This window comes from Desulfosediminicola sp., from assembly GCF_048381775.1.
Taxonomy (GTDB): Bacteria; Desulfobacterota; Desulfobulbia; order Desulfobulbales; family Desulfocapsaceae; genus Desulfopila; species Desulfopila ganghwensis.
This window is the reverse complement of the sequence record NZ_JBLXGE010000010.1, coordinates 145,912-161,462: the sequence shown is the minus strand read 5'-3', so window position 1 is coordinate 161,462 and position 15,551 is coordinate 145,912. Positions and strand designations below refer to the sequence as shown.

Below are 15,551 nucleotides of genomic sequence, written 5' to 3'. Positions count from 1 at the left end.
CTAGAGATCCAGCAGAAGTTTTGGAAAAAACATTGCCAGGTCAGTCCAGTAGGTGATGAGGACCAGCACGGAGACTTCGGCAATGATAAACGGCCACAGAGCGGCGCTGATCTTTTCAATCTTTTCCCCGGTTACGGAGGAGAGAACAAAGATACAGGCCCCGACCGGCGGGGTCATAAGGGAAATATTGAGGGTGAGAATAATCATCACGCCGGCATGAACGGGGTGCATGCCGATGGCGGTGGTGAGTGTTCCCAGCATGGGAGTGAGGATGATAAGGGCAGCGTTGATATCCATGAACATGCCGATAGCAAGTAAGAAAGTCAGTATCAGCGCTTTGATCACCAGCGGATTGTCGGAAAGGGAAAGGAAAAATGCAGCAAGTTGCTGGGGGATCTGCATGAACGTCATCCACCAGCTGAGAATTGAGGCGGAAGCGATGATCAGAAAGACCACGCCGGTGATCCGGGAGGTACGGATCAGCATCTGGAAAATATCATTGACCGTGATGGTACGCTCAATGATCAGGCCAACAAAAAGGGCGTAGGCAACAGCGATTGCTGCGGCTTCTGTTGGTGTGACTATTCCGCCCAGAATGCCGCCAAGGATGATAAGGGGCATAAGCAGGGCGAGAAAACTGCCCTTGAATGCTTTGATAATTTCAGTGAGCTTTGGGCCACCTTCAGCCTTGGGCAACCCGAGCCTACGACCCAGGGCCACAATGAGTGCCATGCAGGTGAGACAGATCAGAATACCTGGCAGGATTCCCGCAGCAAAAAGGCCCGCAATTGACACCCCGGCCAAAGAGCCGTAAATGACCATCAGGTTAGAAGGGGGAATGGTTGGCCCGATGATGGAACCGGCAGCGGTGACTGCGCAGGCGAACGGCCTGCTGTACCCCTGTTTGGTCATTGCCGGGACCAGGGTGTTGCCAAAGGCTGCGGCATCGGAGACCGCGGCGCCGGTCATACCGGCAAAGAGCACGGAAGCCAGCATGTTGGAGTGGGCGAGCCCGCCCCGCATGTAACCAACCAGAGAGTCGGCAAAGTTGGCAAGTTTCATGGTCATACCCGCCCGGTTCATGATTTCACCGGCCAGGATGAAAAAGGGCATGGCCATAAAGGTAAAAAGATTGAGCCCGTCAAAAAACCGTTTTGGGGCCATCATCAGGAAGTTGTCGCCGCCAATCATGAACAGGCCGATGGCACCGGCGATACCGAGTACGAAGCCGATGGGTACCCCGACAAGGAGAAGGGTAAAGAATGTTGCTGCGACGATAATCATCTGACCTGCTCCTTGAGTTTGTAGATAGGTTCGATCTGATACGCTTCCCGGACCATGCAGACAGATATCTGAATTATGGTCAGCCCGCTCGCTAAGGGGACCGAAAGGTAGGGAATGGTCATATTCATCCCGAAAATGGTTGCGAATTGTGTGGCTCCGGCCTTGGTCATCATGATGCCGTAATAGAAAAGAAAGGCAAAAAAGATGAGGCCGATCAAGTCGAGAAGAAGACGGAACTTCACCTGATGCCGGGACGGGAGTTTGGCAAAAAGAAGATTCAGGCCGATATGCTCCCTGCGGTGAGTGCAGCAGGGGATGGCCAGCAGGGCCGCCCAAATCATGATGTATCGGGCAAGTTCTTCGGTCCAGGTGCCACCGAGAGCGAGGAAATATCTGTCGATAATACCAAACCAGACCACGCCGATCATGGCTGCGACCAGCAGTCCGCAGAGACGTTCGGTGAGGTAGTTAATGGAGTAGCCAATCTTTTCTATGGATTCCAGCTGGCCGGAAACGGCTTTATTCAATGCTCTAGTCATTCTTTATCTCTTCAGGGAAAACATAAACGTGAAATCTTAAGGCAGATGGGTCAGCTTGCGTCGTCTTCCTTCTGGTCCTGATCGAGATCAAGAGCCTGAAGTCTTTTGAGGCTGTTTTGCCAGTTCGTCCGAATAAGGTGCTGGGTCTCAGCGAGGTTGCGATTTCTAAGTGCCCCCAGAATCTGGTTGTGTTCCATGAACGATTCATCGGATGACTTTGTGCCATCGAAATAGCACACCTCGATGCGCCGAAACTTGATCTTCAGATCACGCAGAATCGAAATCAGGTAATCATTGGCGGATTTGGCGATATAGACCTGATGAAATTCGACATCAGCCCACGATGCCTTTACCGGGTCATTGTTTTTGGTGGCTTTCTGGATTGAACGGTTAATCGCTTCCATCTGGTGAAAATCTTCATCATCAAGAAGATCGATACATTCAGAAACTGCCAACTCTTCCAAAGTCCAGATGATCGGATAGAATTTCTCAGGTTCTTTCAGCGAAATTCTGGCAACCCGTGTCCAGCGGTTGGCCGCAGACTCTATTAATTCTTTGTCTTCGAGTCGTCGGAGTGCTTCACGTACGGGAGTTCTGCTCACACCAAGGCGTTCTGCCAGATCTTTGTCGAGGATCTTCTCTCCGGGCCGGAGAACACCCTCCATGATCCATTTCAACAAGGTGTTGTACACCTCTTCACGCATGCTGAAGCGGTTGATTTGCTGAGGGTTGTGCGGTACGGGCATTGAATGTGTCCTCCAGTGGGGAAACAGGTTCGTGTGTCATATTGGATGTGATATATCACCTAAAGCCAGAACCGTCAAGAAAAGAAAATCTGTTACGAAAATGTAATTCAACTATCGATAGTTGTGAAAATGATGTTGGAAATGTGATGTTTGAGCTGGGGAGGGTGTTGAAATAAACTGTATAATATCAAATTGTAAGGATGGATTACATAGTTTGTGTTCGCGGAGGGGCGATTGTCTGAAGTGGCAGAAGGCTATTATTGGTGTCAGTAGAGAAGGAAAAAAACACCCGGCAAGAATGGTGGAGGCATCGGGCCTGTAAGGTGAGGGTCCTTGATGGTCTCTCCGGTGTGAGACCGGAGAGGAAAGAACTGGTGGTTCAGATTTTTTCACCAATAAACTGAACCACTGCGCCGGTGCCGGTGTGCAGGGTTCCTTCAAGAATCTCGCGGGTAGTTTCGAGAAGGTGGATCTGGTTCAGATCACGAAAATCATCTTGAACTGTGGTGAGGGTCATCATCAACTCTTTCACCGGGGGGCCACCTGTACCCTGGTGAAGTTGCTCAGGGGTGTACCCCTCGAGTATCAGGGTGCCGCCAATCTTCAAGCCATCAATAACCTGTCGATGGAGGCGGCTGCGAACAGCTGGTGGCAGATGACAGAAAATTGAGATAACCCCATCAAAGGAACTGTCGGCAATGGTAAATTCAGCCAGATCTGCCACGATCGTAGTTATCTGCACACCATTTTCGTCGGCAAGCTTTTGAGCTTTTTGCAAACCCACTGTCGAAGAATCTACCGCAACAACATTAAAACCGTGCCGGGCCAGAAACACAGCATTGCGACCTTCCCCCTCAGCTAAACAGAGTATGCGTCCCCCGGCGGGCAGGTGCTGAATGTTTTCCCGCAAGAAATCATTTGGTTCGGTGCCATAAGCGAAATCATCTGTGGCGTATCGTTCATCCCATTTATTTATTTCTGACATGGTGCCTCTCTATATTTGACAGTTTTCTAATCGTTTCGGGGGGAATGGTCGTAGCAGATTATCATCTTGCAATCACTTATTATGTGTATGCATTTTTCAGTTTTTAGCAAATGGTGAAACGGGTATTGAATACGTCTTCTTGACCAGCAGGAGATGAGTTGCGGTTTAGAGAACTTTATGTGCAGAAATCAAGAGCGGATCTGATAGGTACGAGTATTAAGGTAGCTGATGTCTCAAGCTTACAAATGGTAACTTTCTTTTAATGGAAGGCTTTGTTGAGCCACTGGCTAATCCGGGAGAAGGTTAATGGAAGGTATCTGCAGCTATCACTGAGAGCGGAAAATGAAACCTAAAAGCATTAGCAGTGGCCAATTCGCCAAGGAGCCTGTCGGATTGAAGTAGTCTCTACTCAGAGGTCAACATAGAATTTCTAATCACTAACGTTTCACGCAACACGTTTGAAAGGCTGTCTGGCCAAACAACTCTGGCCGCTTTGTGTCTCTGTCATTACGCTACTTCCGCGTCAGCCTTTTCTTTCACTCGAGTGATCCGCTCCCCTATGTCGATGTAGTGAGCCCGGATGACCTTCTCGAGTTTATCTGCGTTCCGCTCCTTCAATGCATCAACGATCTTTTTGTGGCGCGCGTACACTTCGTCGGGGGTAAATATCGCTATCCAGTATTTATAAAGCAGGAACTTCGAAATTCCCTGACATGATCTTTTGCAGAACTCTTTTAAAAGATCATTGTCGATTTTTGACAACAGAATCTTGTGAAACTTGTCATCCAAGGCTGCAAATGCTTCGAAACTATTTTTACTTTCAGTTACTTCAAGCATTTTCTCATTGATGGCCTCCAACCGTTTGTAATCTCGATCGGTGTACAGGTCCACTGCTTGAGCAACTGCAGCGCCTTCCAGGATACCACCAGTGAAATAGCTGTTTCGAATTTGTTCAGAATTGAGCTTGGTTATGAATTTGCCTTTTTGCGGTATCCAGATAACCAGACCTTCCTGGATGAGAACCTGGAGCGCTTCCCGAACAGGAGCGCGACTTATGGAGAGCTCTTTGGCAATGGTCAATTCCTTGACTTTGTTACCAGGTTTATAGGTACCATTCAAAATGCACTCTTTAATGTAATTTACTACTCGCTCTGTATAAGTGTGCTTTTCGAAACCCAAGGTGGTACTCCATCTGATAGTAGTGCGTTGTTGTATAGTTGTTGAAACACAAGGCCAAACATCCCTTTATACTGCAATTGTTTGTTTAGCACAAGATGCGTTTCGATGGCAGATGCTGCTTACCAGGGGAATCCAGAGGAACAGCCCATGGTTTGTATAATTCTCTGCATTCGATTTTCATTTCTTTCTGCACTTCTCCATATACCTCCCATAAGGTGCTGAGTCGGGAGAGCTGCCGCTGGGTGTTCCGTGCATTGTGATGCCGAGAAATATAGAGCTGCAAGTGCGCCAGCAGGTTGAAAACATAGTTGAAATTATGGGGCAGCAGCAATAAAAAAGGCCTCCTTGTTGAAGGAGGCCTCTACGTGGCATTGAGGGTAATGCTATGTCGCGGACAACTGTTTTAGTTCAGATCATCAACGAGGTGACCCTCTTTATCAACATGAACACTACTTCCGAGTTCCATCTCATCAAGTGGGGTTGCAGCAACTTCACGATCCAGCTCACCGTTTAAAGAAGCCACAACAACACCGGCAGAGTTGTCACCAAAAATATTGGTGGTCGTTCTGAACATATCAAGAATTCGATCGACACCTGCCACGATGGCGATTCCTTCAAGCGGCAGGCCGACTGACTGGAGGACCATGGTGAGCATGATTAAACCGCCACCAGGAATACTCGCGGTGCCAACCGAAGCCAGAACTGCAGTGGCCACGATGGTTCCCTGCTGGGTCAGTGTCAGGTCAATACCATAGGCATTGGCGATAAACGTGGCTGCAACTGCCTGGTACAGGGCTGTGCCGTCCATGTTGATTGTCAGTGCCATTGGCAGGGTAAAGCCGGAAACCTTAGGCGATACACCCAGCTGTTTCTGAGCACGCATGGAAAACGGAAAGGCAGCGGCAGCACTGCAGGTAGACAGGCCAACAAGTGCGGGTTCAAGTGTCTTTTTCAGGAAATCAAGAGGAGATATGCGGCCAACTGTTGCAACCAGCAGCGTATAAGATGCAAATATATGAATAACGCTGGCGATCAGTGCTGCGATGATCAGCTTACCCATGGGCAGGAGTATATCGAGACCGAATTTACCGGTTGTCCACGCGATAAGGGCAAATACGCCATACGGTGCAAAGCTGATGACGATATCGGACACCTTGAACATGACCTGCGCCAGGCTTTGGAAAAACCTGCTGACAGGTTTACCTGCGTCGCCGGCCATGGAGAGCCCGGCACCGAAAAGTAAGGCAAAAATAATTATCTGGAGAACGTTGCCTTTAGCAAGAGCTTCCATCGGGTTCATCGGAAACATGTTGACAATCATCTGGGCCGGGCCAATTGGGTCCGGAGCATTGAAAGTCTTCATCTCGCCCAGGGTAAGTCCTGTGCCTGGCTGGAGGATATTGGCGACCAGCAGGCCAATTAGCACCGCCAGGGTGGTCGTTGCCATAAAGTAGACAAGAGTGGTGATCCCGGTCTTTCCTAAATTTCTGATGTTTCCGGTGCTGACGACACCTGTAATCAAGGTGGAAAGGATCAGTGGAACGACGATCAGGCGCAGACAGCGAATGAAAATGTCACCGACAGGCTTTAAATATGCAGCTTTTTCTCCGAGTATCAGGCCGGCAACGACGCCAAGCACCAGCCCGATCATTATCTTATGATAAAGTTTCATAGTGTTTTCCTCTCACAGAACACTTTAGATTTGGAGAACAGGCAGTTCCCTCCCTCAACGGGTAATTCCCTATTCTCTATAGGGTAAAGCACCGAACTAGCATTTGCTCCGGTGCTTTACTTTTAAGCCGGATTTCTCAGTACATGCTTCTATCTATTTGAAGGTATCAAGATAAGCGTAGAGGGCCGGCGAGCCTCCAGTGTGGAGAAAAAGAACGTTCGAGCCTGCAGGGAAATGATCTTTTCTGACAAGATCAATGAGGCCCGCCATCGCTTTGCCGGAGTATACCGGGTCAAGCAGGATTGATTCTGTCTGTGCGAGCAGGGTAACCGCTTCTTTCATGGAGTCTGTAGGCAGGGAATAACCAGGGCCGACATACTGATCAAAACAGGTAACCTCATCTGCACTGAGCTCACCACGCATACCAGCGAGTGCCGCAGTCTCCTGGGCGAGATTGAAGACAATACCTTCCTGTACATCTTTAGGGCGACTCACGTTGACACCCGAAACAGTGATATTGGCACTGGTTCCTGCCATACCGACAACGATACCGGCGTGGGTGCCTGCACTGCCGCTGGGTACAACCATGTGGTCGATATGCAGACCGGTTTCAAAAAGCTGCTGGACGATCTCCTGCGCACAGCCGACATAGCCCAGCGCTCCGATGGCATTTGAGGCCCCGCCTGGAATGATGTACGGCTTCTTGCCTGCAGCTTTTAACTCCTCAGCCAATGTCTCCATTTCGCCAAGCATATCTGAGCCGCCCGGCACAACCTTGGTAGAAGCGACTCCCAGGAGGTTGAACAGGAAATTGTTACCTGAGGCATCTGGCTTGTAGCTTCCTTTAACACGCTCTTCTAAAATGAAATGACAATCCAAACCTTCTTTCACTGCCCAGGAAAGGGTCAGGCGGCAATGATTTGATTGCACTGCGCCACAGGTGATGATGGTGTCGGCACCTTTTTCAAGCGCGTCAGCAATGCAGAAATCGAGTTTTCTGGTCTTGTTGCCACCAGAACAACCCGGCAACAGGTCATCACGTTTGATGAAGACATTAACTTTGCCACCGAGCGCTTTGGAGAATGCCGGTGCTGCTTCGATGGGGGTTGGTCCCTGCAGATAATTTCGCCTGGGGAATTGAGTAAGGTCCATGATCTCTCCGATAAAAATATAATATTGTTAAATACTTGCTACAGCTTCTATTTCGATATCTGAACCAAGCGGCAGTTTGGCTACCTGGACAGCGCTTCTGGCTGGAAATGGCATCTTGAAGTATTGCGCGTAAACTTCGTTCACTTCCTGAAAGTCGTTCATGTCTGCTAGAAAAACAGTGGTCTTGACCACATCGTCGAGTGTGGCTCCTGCAGCATCAAGCACCGCAGCCAGGTTTTTCAATACTTGGTGGGTGCGATTTGCAATGGGCCCTTCGGGGAATTTTCCGGTTGCCGGATCGATTGGCAATGCTCCGGAAGTAAAAATCAATCCATCTATTTTCACGGCTTGGGAATATGGACCAATGGCTCCCGGAGCGTTTGGGGTTTCAATTGCAACATTTTCTGACATGTTTAGTCCTCTGCGTCTGGTTTGTGCTGACGTCGTTGATTCGTTAGTCCGTCATTCCAGTCTACTCACCGAGTAAACGTAATTAATACAGCTAAAAAGTGGCGAATGTCGACACTTTGTGCTTAAGGTAAATCTCAAAAAATTTGGCGGTTGTCAATATTTATTTTACAGTCAGTGGTAAAATGTCGACATTTTACATAGGATAAGTATAGCTATTACATATACCTATGTGGTTTGCGGAAGAAAATATTCATGAATAAAAATTGTATAAGGGGTAAATTTAGGCCACGCAGCTAGGGGCTTGCTATAGATATTCCGACGGAAAAAGCAGATGCTCCTTCCTCGGTAAATTGCCCTGGCACAGGGCACGGTCATAATGGGGTGGATAAGAAGCGGAATAAAAGTGAAAACAGGGAACGCGCCCATTTTCGATTAGTCGACTGTGGAGGCTTTGCGGGCTGATCTAAGCCATAAAAAAAACATATCATTACAGGGTATTCCTAATGTAAAGCTCAGGAATACCCTGGTCCAAGCAACCCTTTCAACCACCCACCGGTAACCCAAACCTTTCAGGATGTGTGTAATCCTTAGATTTGTTTAAATGGGAAACATTGCCAATAAGAGTCTCTTCCTTTTGGGTGGCGGGTGTCTAGAGTGGGGATTTAAAGAATGCGTGGTTGAAATGGGTAAACAAAAAAGGCTCCATTTCACGGTTGCAATCGTAAGATGGAGCCAAAACAGCAGAAGTTTAATCCGCTTTTTTTAATATCACTTATACCGACCAGCGGAAAAATGTGGCAAAAAAGATGGCAGAAAACCAGTTGACTGCTCTTTCCTTTCACCTGGAATAGGCACGACAGTAACGGGTACTTTTGATCTTTTCATTACTCGTTTAGAGAGGGTTGTCGTAAAGGTGAAAAAAGGTTTCTCGTGTGCACCCATGACAACGAGGTCGCAGTTCGAGTTTACTGAATGTTTTAAAATCTGCTCTTCGACATCGCCGTACACTACTTTATCGATAATTGTTAAGCCGAGCTGTTCTGGATAAAGTCCATCATCCATGCCGAACTGTTGACAAATAAAAGCCTGGCGATTTCTATGTGCCATCTCCTCAAGTGCTTTGTTGTGTTCACGAATGAGTATTTCCTGTCTAACCTCTTTGGTGAGGTAAGACATAGCAAAATTCATGATTGCAGATTGGGTATCTATGACATGTAAGCATATGATTTCAGAGTTAAACTGCTTGGCAAGATAGAGGGCATACTGGTACACTTTAGGTGCGGATTTAGTCAGGTCCGTTGCGTATAGGATCCTTTTGATTTGGTTTTTGTTGGTCAACATGTCCTTAGGCATTTGCTTGGTATTGTTTTGGCTCATGGGGTGGTTCCTTGGTTGTGATAAATAATGGTTATGCGTTCTGATAACTTTACACTAGCAAAGAGCGTGCCTGAAATAAAAACATAGCAAATACAAGTTGATACAGGTTAGATCGTTGGCGGGAGGAATGCGTTTATGCAACTCAAATGCATTCTTGCATAAAGCTAGAGTTTTCTGGAGAGGGTTGACTGATGGACGCCTAAAATTTTTGCAGCTTCAACCTGACTCCCACACTTCTCTATTGTTTGTTGGATAATATCTTTTTCAAACTGAGAAACCTGTTGGCTGAGAGTACCGTCATAGTGTGGTAACTGCTTTAGGGTGCTTTTTGTTATTGTGGTTGCCCACTCGTGAACCTGCTCCACTGTGATTTCTCCTCCTCCAGTGACAATGAGTAGTCGCTGAATAAGGTGGGAAAGCTCCCGTACATTACCTTTCAAAGGCAGTTGCGTAAGCTCGTTCAGGGCCTCAGGTGTAAGAGAAGCCTCAATCCCAAATCTGGTTGAGTACTGTTCAAGAAAAAAATGAGCCAGGGGTGGTATCTCTTCTCTACGCTTTCGCAGAGGTGGGAGTTCGATCGGCATACCGTTGAGGCGAAAATAGAGATCATCTCGAAATATTTTATTAGCCATCATGGATGCCAAATTTCTATTTGTGGCCGCAATAACAGTACAGTCAACAGGGATCGGACTTGTCCCACCCACAGGGTAAATCTGACTTGTCTCAAGAAACTGGAGAAGTTTGACCTGGAGGACATAAGGAAGTTCACTAATTTCATCAAGGAATAATGTCCCACCATCTGCGGCTTGTATGCGACCTTTTTTCCCCCCAGCTGTGGCACCGGTAAAGGCACCCCCTGTATGTCCAAAAAGTTCTGATTCCACAAGTTGATCCGGAATAGCCCCACAGTTTATGGCAATAAAAGGGCCTTCTCTTCTAGGGGACTGGTCATGAATAAAGCGGGCAAACATTGTTTTTCCAACCCCCGATTCGCCGGTAAGAAGTACAGGTACGGGGAATTTGGCGACCTGCAGTGCGAGGTTGAGCTGCTTTTTCATTATATTACTTGTTACAACGATCCCGTTTAATGTGTACTGCTGAGTTTCTGCGACGAGGTGTTCGTCTTTGGCTGCAGCGTGAATGGCCAGTTCAACAGATTCAGTGGAGTCGTTTTCAAGAACCGACTGTAACGACATATCCCTGTCATTAAAAAGTACATAGAGGAGTTCATCTGCATCATCAAAAATTGGTGTACCTGTGGCGAGGATTGACCTACCACTTCGGGTGGTCTGCATGATGGAGAGCGTTTTTTTCTTTTGTACTACGCGCTGGAAGAGGTTTGGCGACCATGCTCCCTGCTTAACAAGCTCTAATACGTTGGCTCCAAGCACCTCTGAGGCTGGGATTTGAAAAAGTTTGCTAAACCTCTTGTTTATGGCAATTACAAGGCCTGTCGAATCGGTGAGTAATATTCCATCGGTACTATAATTTAACAACAGCGTTGCGAAATCGGTTACATCAATATCAGGTAATATATTAAGCGGTGGCATCAAAGACCCGTGTGGTGTGTGGATGGAATGGGTGGAATATTCCATGTAGAGTGCACGGCCTTACTCATTTTGTCAATCAGTGATACTGAGGAAACAAGGCTCAGCAACCCAAGTACGATAATTCGAACAATATGTTGGGCAACACATCCAAGACATAATCCTTCTGAAGAAGGGGACTCAGGTCTTCAGAGGATACCATCAAGTTGGAAAGAGGCAGGAAGGGATGAACGAAAAACCAATAATCCCCGGCCCCAAAAACGACCTGTTTAAAGCCTGATGGGAAGAGCTGGTTCATCGACAGGAGATAATACGGTTCTTCAGGAACATGGAGTTTGGGAGATTTAAATCTCTAGCTGCCATCCGGAATAAAGACAGCCACTTACCAAACTGATTGGTAAGTGGCTGTTGTCGTATGGAAGGTTTTTATACCACTGTGGTGGCTCTTTTTTCACTCAGGTCACTTCCAGTACCAATGTACACTCAGCCTGCCTCACCTACTACAACTCTTCAAACCAACCTCCATGGAGCTGAGGCCAGCCCAGAAGAACATCTCTGCAAGAGTCTTTTTGCCAGCCCTTCCGTAACGGAGGAAGGCCCTGGAGCAGCAGTATTTGAAATTACTGGCTCGACAATACTGATATTTCCACCTGATTATGATAAAAAAAACAGGTGAATGGTAGCTTGGGGCATTATTTGTGAATAGATCGCTTCTTCAGAAGCAGATTTTCCTAGTCAACTTCTGCAAGCTCATCCTTGACCAGTCTGACGCTTTCAACCGTGACGGAACCTTTTCCCAGGTATGCTCTTGTAGGGATGTAGCCATCTATTTCCGAAATATCCAATCCATCTGATGTATTATAACCAACCTCTGCGTATACAACTACCTCATGATCACCTGCCGCCAGATTACCAAACACAAAGTTAAAGGAATTAGCAGTCATTGTATCGAGGACCAGGGCTACCATCTCTTCTTCTACACAAGCTTCATCAAGTGTTGTGATACCAGTCTCGGGATCTGCGATTAAGCAACCTGCATCATTAAAATCCACATAGCCAGCTAAATCCGCTATCAATGCCTGGTACCTTCTGGCAAAAGTCACTTCTCCTGGCTCTGCCTCTACACCATCAACCTCTACCGAGACTTTTACATAGGCTTCGGCCTCTGCAATAGCTCTTACAAGATTCTTGCTCATAACCTTGGTATTAGTCGTGAGACCACACTCGAGGGAAACATCGATGAAAAGGTCTTTCTGCGAGGCCGAGTGGATGGTTTGTGTAAAAATAGGAGTTTTGAAGGGATTAGCATAATCGGCGGCGCTTTCGTAGTCAACTATGGCAACTTCAGTCGCTGCACAGGTTGCCTTAGCAGTAGCCGAAAAAGCACTGCCAACTCCAAAGAACATCATCAAAGCGACTGCGAAACAGACAACAGATAATCTTTTACCCATTATTTTATCTCCTTTAACTTTCATGTTTTTTTTCTGTGAAATCCTGAAATGTTCAACCCCTTCAATGATTCATTGAGTGTCGCATCACCTCCTTCTGCATATGCAGTGACGTTTTTTAAGATGAGTTCTTAGCGGGTCATGTGATTATCCGATAAGAAATTGATTCCCCCGATAGAGAACCCAATTGGTCCCAATCGAATCTTTATGCACTTTGCTTCCTGGTGAAATAGGGACGCCAACTGCACCAATAAGCCAACAGGCTATCTATATTTCGTTAAATGACGGAACAGCTGTTTCCCCGTGCCTTTTCAGGTATCTGCTCTATAGCACCAACATTTTTCGCGATCATATGGAATGAATTGTCCAGCTTGTAGCCACCATATGTCCTTTGACCAATTTCAGTGGGTACGTCAATTAAAGGTCAGGGTTTTGTCTGGAGCAGATGCTATATTTATCGCTTTTAGACTCGGCTTTTAGGTTGTAAGATCCACTTGTTGCACGACATAGCCTAGATGTTTGGAGAACTCACTTTCACAATGAATGCAAGTGCGTCACAGGCACAAGAGCGTTCCAGTTACAGCCTAAGCTTTCCATCACTTTCCCCTGAACAGCGGCAAGCGAGGTACGAGACTTGGAGATATCATCTATATGGCTGCGGTAAACAATCGATTCGCGCCTCGATCTTGAATAAAATGCCGAGTTTTAATATGAAAACTAACTAACAGAACTTGGCTTTCAGTCTATTACTACGCGCATGATATTGTAATGCTGAACAATCTTGGTTAGATAAAAAGTTGCCCCGGAACCTAGCATACAATAGGTTTAGAGACAACAGGAAAACATATGCTCCAACTAAGTAACAAGCTTTAAAAAAATGATGCTCCACAATGTTTTTACGGCTGCATGAGCGAAATGAACTGCAATTCTGATAATTGTGAAGACCACATCTGAACCTCCTGAAACGCTTTAAGAATCGCTTAACATAGGAAGTTGTTTTTTAGGTGAGCACCTTAAGTTGCTTTCCTTACGCGCCTATTCAACCTTTCGTTAGTGGTTGAAGCCTCCTGTCCATCCTAATTTTTCCTCTTGCTGTGCTTTTCAGGAGGAAAGGATTACTATTTTAGCAGAGCAACCGGGGTGAGGAAATTATGTCAACGGACCGACCTGTTACGTTCTGTGGAGAAAGAGAGGATCTTTTAGCACCGCTCATTACAGGATATCGCCGCATTCTCGTCTGGGGCGATATGGGAGCCGGGAAGTCCACCCTCGCCCTGAAGCTACTGAGCTCCCTCACCACTTCGTTGAAATCCTGTCAGATTCTGGAACTTGATCCCGGGAGCCCTCCCTTTGGCATCCCGGGAGCTGTATGCCGGGGCTGGTTGGAGAATGATGAGATCCGTTTTGGGAATTCCGCTGCGCTCTGCTCCCTCGATGCCAGCCGTTTTCGACTGCCGCTCAGTCTTCTGGCCCGCTCCCTGGTCCGTCAGGTCGATGAGGAAAAAAAGGACACGATACTGCTCATTGACCCGCCAGGGGTGGTTAAAGGTGTTGGTGGGGCTGAACTGCTCCTTGAGCTCACCGAATCCCTTGAAATCGACATGGTCCTCGTTCTCTTCTGGAAAGCGGCTCCACTCCCCCTCGCCCAGGAACTGGCCGCGCTCCATGCCGAAAAACTCTATATCCCTGCTTCTGCGCTGGCCAAACGGCCAAGCAGGTTTCAACGGATCAAACACCGCACACGGTTGTGGGACAATTTTCTGAAACAGGGTGCGGAAGAGACGGTGCAACTTGATCGGTTGCACCTTTTAGGGACGGTGCCGCCCCTGGAAGCTGTCAAAGCATGGAAAGGAAGACAGGCCGCATTGCTGGACAGCCGGGGAAGGACGGTTCGGCTCGGGGAAGTGGCAGAACTGCACGGCAAAAAGCTTACACTGAAGATGGTTAGATGCAACAATGGCAATGTGTCCTCACTGCTAATCAGGGATGCCGGAAGAGATGGTGCAGGGAGACTCGCGACCATCCTTCCCGTTACCCGGACACCGGCGGTGGGCAACCAACCTGCGGAAATGACGCCTCCCGTTCTCCCCCCGAATGCGGGATATCTTCCCATCTCCAGCCATCTCGGTCCCGCCTGGGCAACCCTGGTGGGTGGTGCTCTCGGCGACCCCCTTCTGCATGTGAGGCTGAAAGATCTGAAAAAGAGTCTGCTCTTTGATCTTGGTGATCCGGCCCGTTTGGCGGCCAAGGTCGCCCATCAGGTCAGTGCGGTGTTTTTAAGCCATGCCCATCTTGACCATATAGGAGGCTTTGTCTGGTTCCTCCGTTTGCGCATCGGCCTGCTCGAACCGTGCAAGATATTTGGTCCGGTGGGAACGATCGATCACATAGAGCATTTTATACAGGGGGTCACCTGGGATCGGATCAAGGAAAAGGGACCTGTCTTTGAAGTGGGGGAAATAGGGCAGGCGACCATCAGGCGCGCCAGGCTGCAGGCTGGTAAAGAGCGCATCAACCTGCCGGAGACGACCATCAACAATGGCGTCATCCTCACTGACGAACATTTTATTATCAAGGCTGCCATATGTGACCACCGTACCCCATCCATAGCCTACGCGCTTGTATTTGGCAGGGAAATAAAGGTAAGAAAAGAACGTTTGAAAGCCAAGGGAGTGGCTCCGGGGCCCTGGCTTGGTCGGCTGAAATATTGCATAGCCAATGAATCACCTCAAATATTGATCGAACTTCCCAACGGTATGAAGCAACCAGCCGGTGAACTTGCCGAAGAACTGACCCTCATTGTACCGGGCAAGAAAATGGTATATGCCGCCGATATGGCGGATAGCCCGGATAACAGAATAAAGCTCACCGAGCTGGCTCGCTCAGCACACACCTTGTTTTGTGAGGCGGCATTTACCATGGAGGATCAGGCCAGGGCCGATGCCAATCAACACCTCACGACCTTTGCCGCCGCGACAATCGCCGGAGATGCAGGGGTGGAGCGATTAGTTCCGTTTCATTTTTCCAAGAGGTATGCGCCCGACTACCAAGTTCTCTATGATGAAATTCTGGCAAACGCTGGCCGTGTTCAGGTCCTGGGCCACTTTTCCAGGTGAGTGGCAATCACCTTTTCCTGTACCTGACAACGATTATAACGTATGGGTGGCGGCTTCCCGGCAGAGCACAAGATCATTCGACACGCAGTGCAACG

Annotated in this window: 12 protein-coding genes; 1 reads left to right on the top strand and 11 read right to left on the bottom strand. The window is 48.0% G+C overall.

Annotation, left to right across the window (positions count from 1 at the left end; genetic code table 11):
• The 11 genes from ACN5NT_RS16660 to ACN5NT_RS16610 form a co-directional block, all read right to left on the bottom strand.
• Positions 1 to 1,284 carry a TRAP transporter large permease gene (locus ACN5NT_RS16660; protein WP_419176175.1) on the bottom strand — a complete coding sequence of 428 codons (1,284 nt, stop codon included), beginning with the start codon at positions 1,282 to 1,284 and terminating at the stop codon, positions 1 to 3.
• Positions 1,281 to 1,823 (bottom strand): TRAP transporter small permease, encoded by a 543-nt coding sequence (locus ACN5NT_RS16655; RefSeq protein WP_419176174.1) that lies wholly within the window; start codon positions 1,821 to 1,823, stop codon positions 1,281 to 1,283. Before ACN5NT_RS16655 ends, ACN5NT_RS16660 begins: the two co-directional genes overlap by 4 nt.
• A gap of 50 nt (positions 1,824 to 1,873) precedes the next feature.
• Entirely contained in the window at positions 1,874 to 2,569 is a 696-nt protein-coding gene (locus ACN5NT_RS16650; RefSeq protein WP_419176173.1) for a GntR family transcriptional regulator, read from the bottom strand.
• 379 nt (positions 2,570 to 2,948) lie between these two features.
• A complete protein-coding gene (locus ACN5NT_RS16645; protein WP_419176172.1) occupies positions 2,949 to 3,554 on the bottom strand; it encodes a class I SAM-dependent methyltransferase in 606 nt (201 codons plus the stop codon).
• A 507-nt stretch (positions 3,555 to 4,061) separates the two neighbouring features.
• A complete protein-coding gene (locus tag ACN5NT_RS16640; protein WP_419176171.1) occupies positions 4,062 to 4,733 on the bottom strand; it encodes a GntR family transcriptional regulator in 672 nt (223 codons plus the stop codon).
• Between the two features lie 403 nt (positions 4,734 to 5,136).
• On the bottom strand, positions 5,137 to 6,405 hold the full coding sequence (locus ACN5NT_RS16635) for a dicarboxylate/amino acid:cation symporter (protein WP_419176170.1): 1,269 nt from the start codon (positions 6,403 to 6,405) through the stop codon (positions 5,137 to 5,139).
• Positions 6,406 to 6,558: 153 nt separating this feature from the next.
• On the bottom strand, positions 6,559 to 7,557 hold the full coding sequence (locus ACN5NT_RS16630) for a D-cysteine desulfhydrase (RefSeq protein ID WP_419176169.1): 999 nt from the start codon (positions 7,555 to 7,557) through the stop codon (positions 6,559 to 6,561).
• Positions 7,558 to 7,584: 27 nt separating this feature from the next.
• On the bottom strand, positions 7,585 to 7,968 hold the full coding sequence (locus ACN5NT_RS16625) for a RidA family protein (RefSeq protein WP_136798218.1): 384 nt from the start codon (positions 7,966 to 7,968) through the stop codon (positions 7,585 to 7,587).
• Between the two features lie 768 nt (positions 7,969 to 8,736).
• On the bottom strand, positions 8,737 to 9,345 hold the full coding sequence (locus ACN5NT_RS16620) for a universal stress protein (RefSeq protein ID WP_419176168.1): 609 nt from the start codon (positions 9,343 to 9,345) through the stop codon (positions 8,737 to 8,739).
• Positions 9,346 to 9,509: 164 nt separating this feature from the next.
• On the bottom strand, positions 9,510 to 10,895 hold the full coding sequence (locus tag ACN5NT_RS16615) for a sigma-54 interaction domain-containing protein (RefSeq protein WP_419176167.1): 1,386 nt from the start codon (positions 10,893 to 10,895) through the stop codon (positions 9,510 to 9,512).
• A 728-nt stretch (positions 10,896 to 11,623) separates the two neighbouring features.
• Positions 11,624 to 12,367: a hypothetical protein gene (locus ACN5NT_RS16610; RefSeq protein ID WP_419176166.1), complete on the bottom strand. Its 744-nt coding sequence runs from the start codon at positions 12,365 to 12,367 to the stop codon at positions 11,624 to 11,626.
• 1,124 nt (positions 12,368 to 13,491) lie between these two features.
• On the opposite strand from ACN5NT_RS16610, the gene ACN5NT_RS16605 reads away from it, so the two are divergent.
• Positions 13,492 to 15,456 carry a Clp1/GlmU family protein gene (locus tag ACN5NT_RS16605; protein WP_419176165.1) on the top strand — a complete coding sequence of 655 codons (1,965 nt, stop codon included), beginning with the start codon at positions 13,492 to 13,494 and terminating at the stop codon, positions 15,454 to 15,456.
• Positions 15,457 to 15,551: the final 95 nt, after the last annotated feature.

Coding starts and splice junctions, on each gene's coding strand:
- ACN5NT_RS16610 (WP_419176166.1), bottom strand. CDS start 12,367: ATGAAAGTTAAAGGAGATAAAATAATGGGTAAAAGATTATCTGTTGTC.
- ACN5NT_RS16660 (WP_419176175.1), bottom strand. CDS start 1,284: ATGATTATCGTCGCAGCAACATTCTTTACCCTTCTCCTTGTCGGGGTA.
- ACN5NT_RS16625 (WP_136798218.1), bottom strand. CDS start 7,968: ATGTCAGAAAATGTTGCAATTGAAACCCCAAACGCTCCGGGAGCCATT.
- ACN5NT_RS16615 (WP_419176167.1), bottom strand. CDS start 10,895: ATGCCACCGCTTAATATATTACCTGATATTGATGTAACCGATTTCGCA.
- ACN5NT_RS16630 (WP_419176169.1), bottom strand. CDS start 7,557: ATGGACCTTACTCAATTCCCCAGGCGAAATTATCTGCAGGGACCAACC.
- ACN5NT_RS16620 (WP_419176168.1), bottom strand. CDS start 9,345: ATGAGCCAAAACAATACCAAGCAAATGCCTAAGGACATGTTGACCAAC.
- ACN5NT_RS16655 (WP_419176174.1), bottom strand. CDS start 1,823: ATGACTAGAGCATTGAATAAAGCCGTTTCCGGCCAGCTGGAATCCATA.
- ACN5NT_RS16650 (WP_419176173.1), bottom strand. CDS start 2,569: ATGCCCGTACCGCACAACCCTCAGCAAATCAACCGCTTCAGCATGCGT.
- ACN5NT_RS16605 (WP_419176165.1), top strand. CDS start 13,492: ATGTCAACGGACCGACCTGTTACGTTCTGTGGAGAAAGAGAGGATCTT.
- ACN5NT_RS16645 (WP_419176172.1), bottom strand. CDS start 3,554: ATGTCAGAAATAAATAAATGGGATGAACGATACGCCACAGATGATTTC.
- ACN5NT_RS16635 (WP_419176170.1), bottom strand. CDS start 6,405: ATGAAACTTTATCATAAGATAATGATCGGGCTGGTGCTTGGCGTCGTT.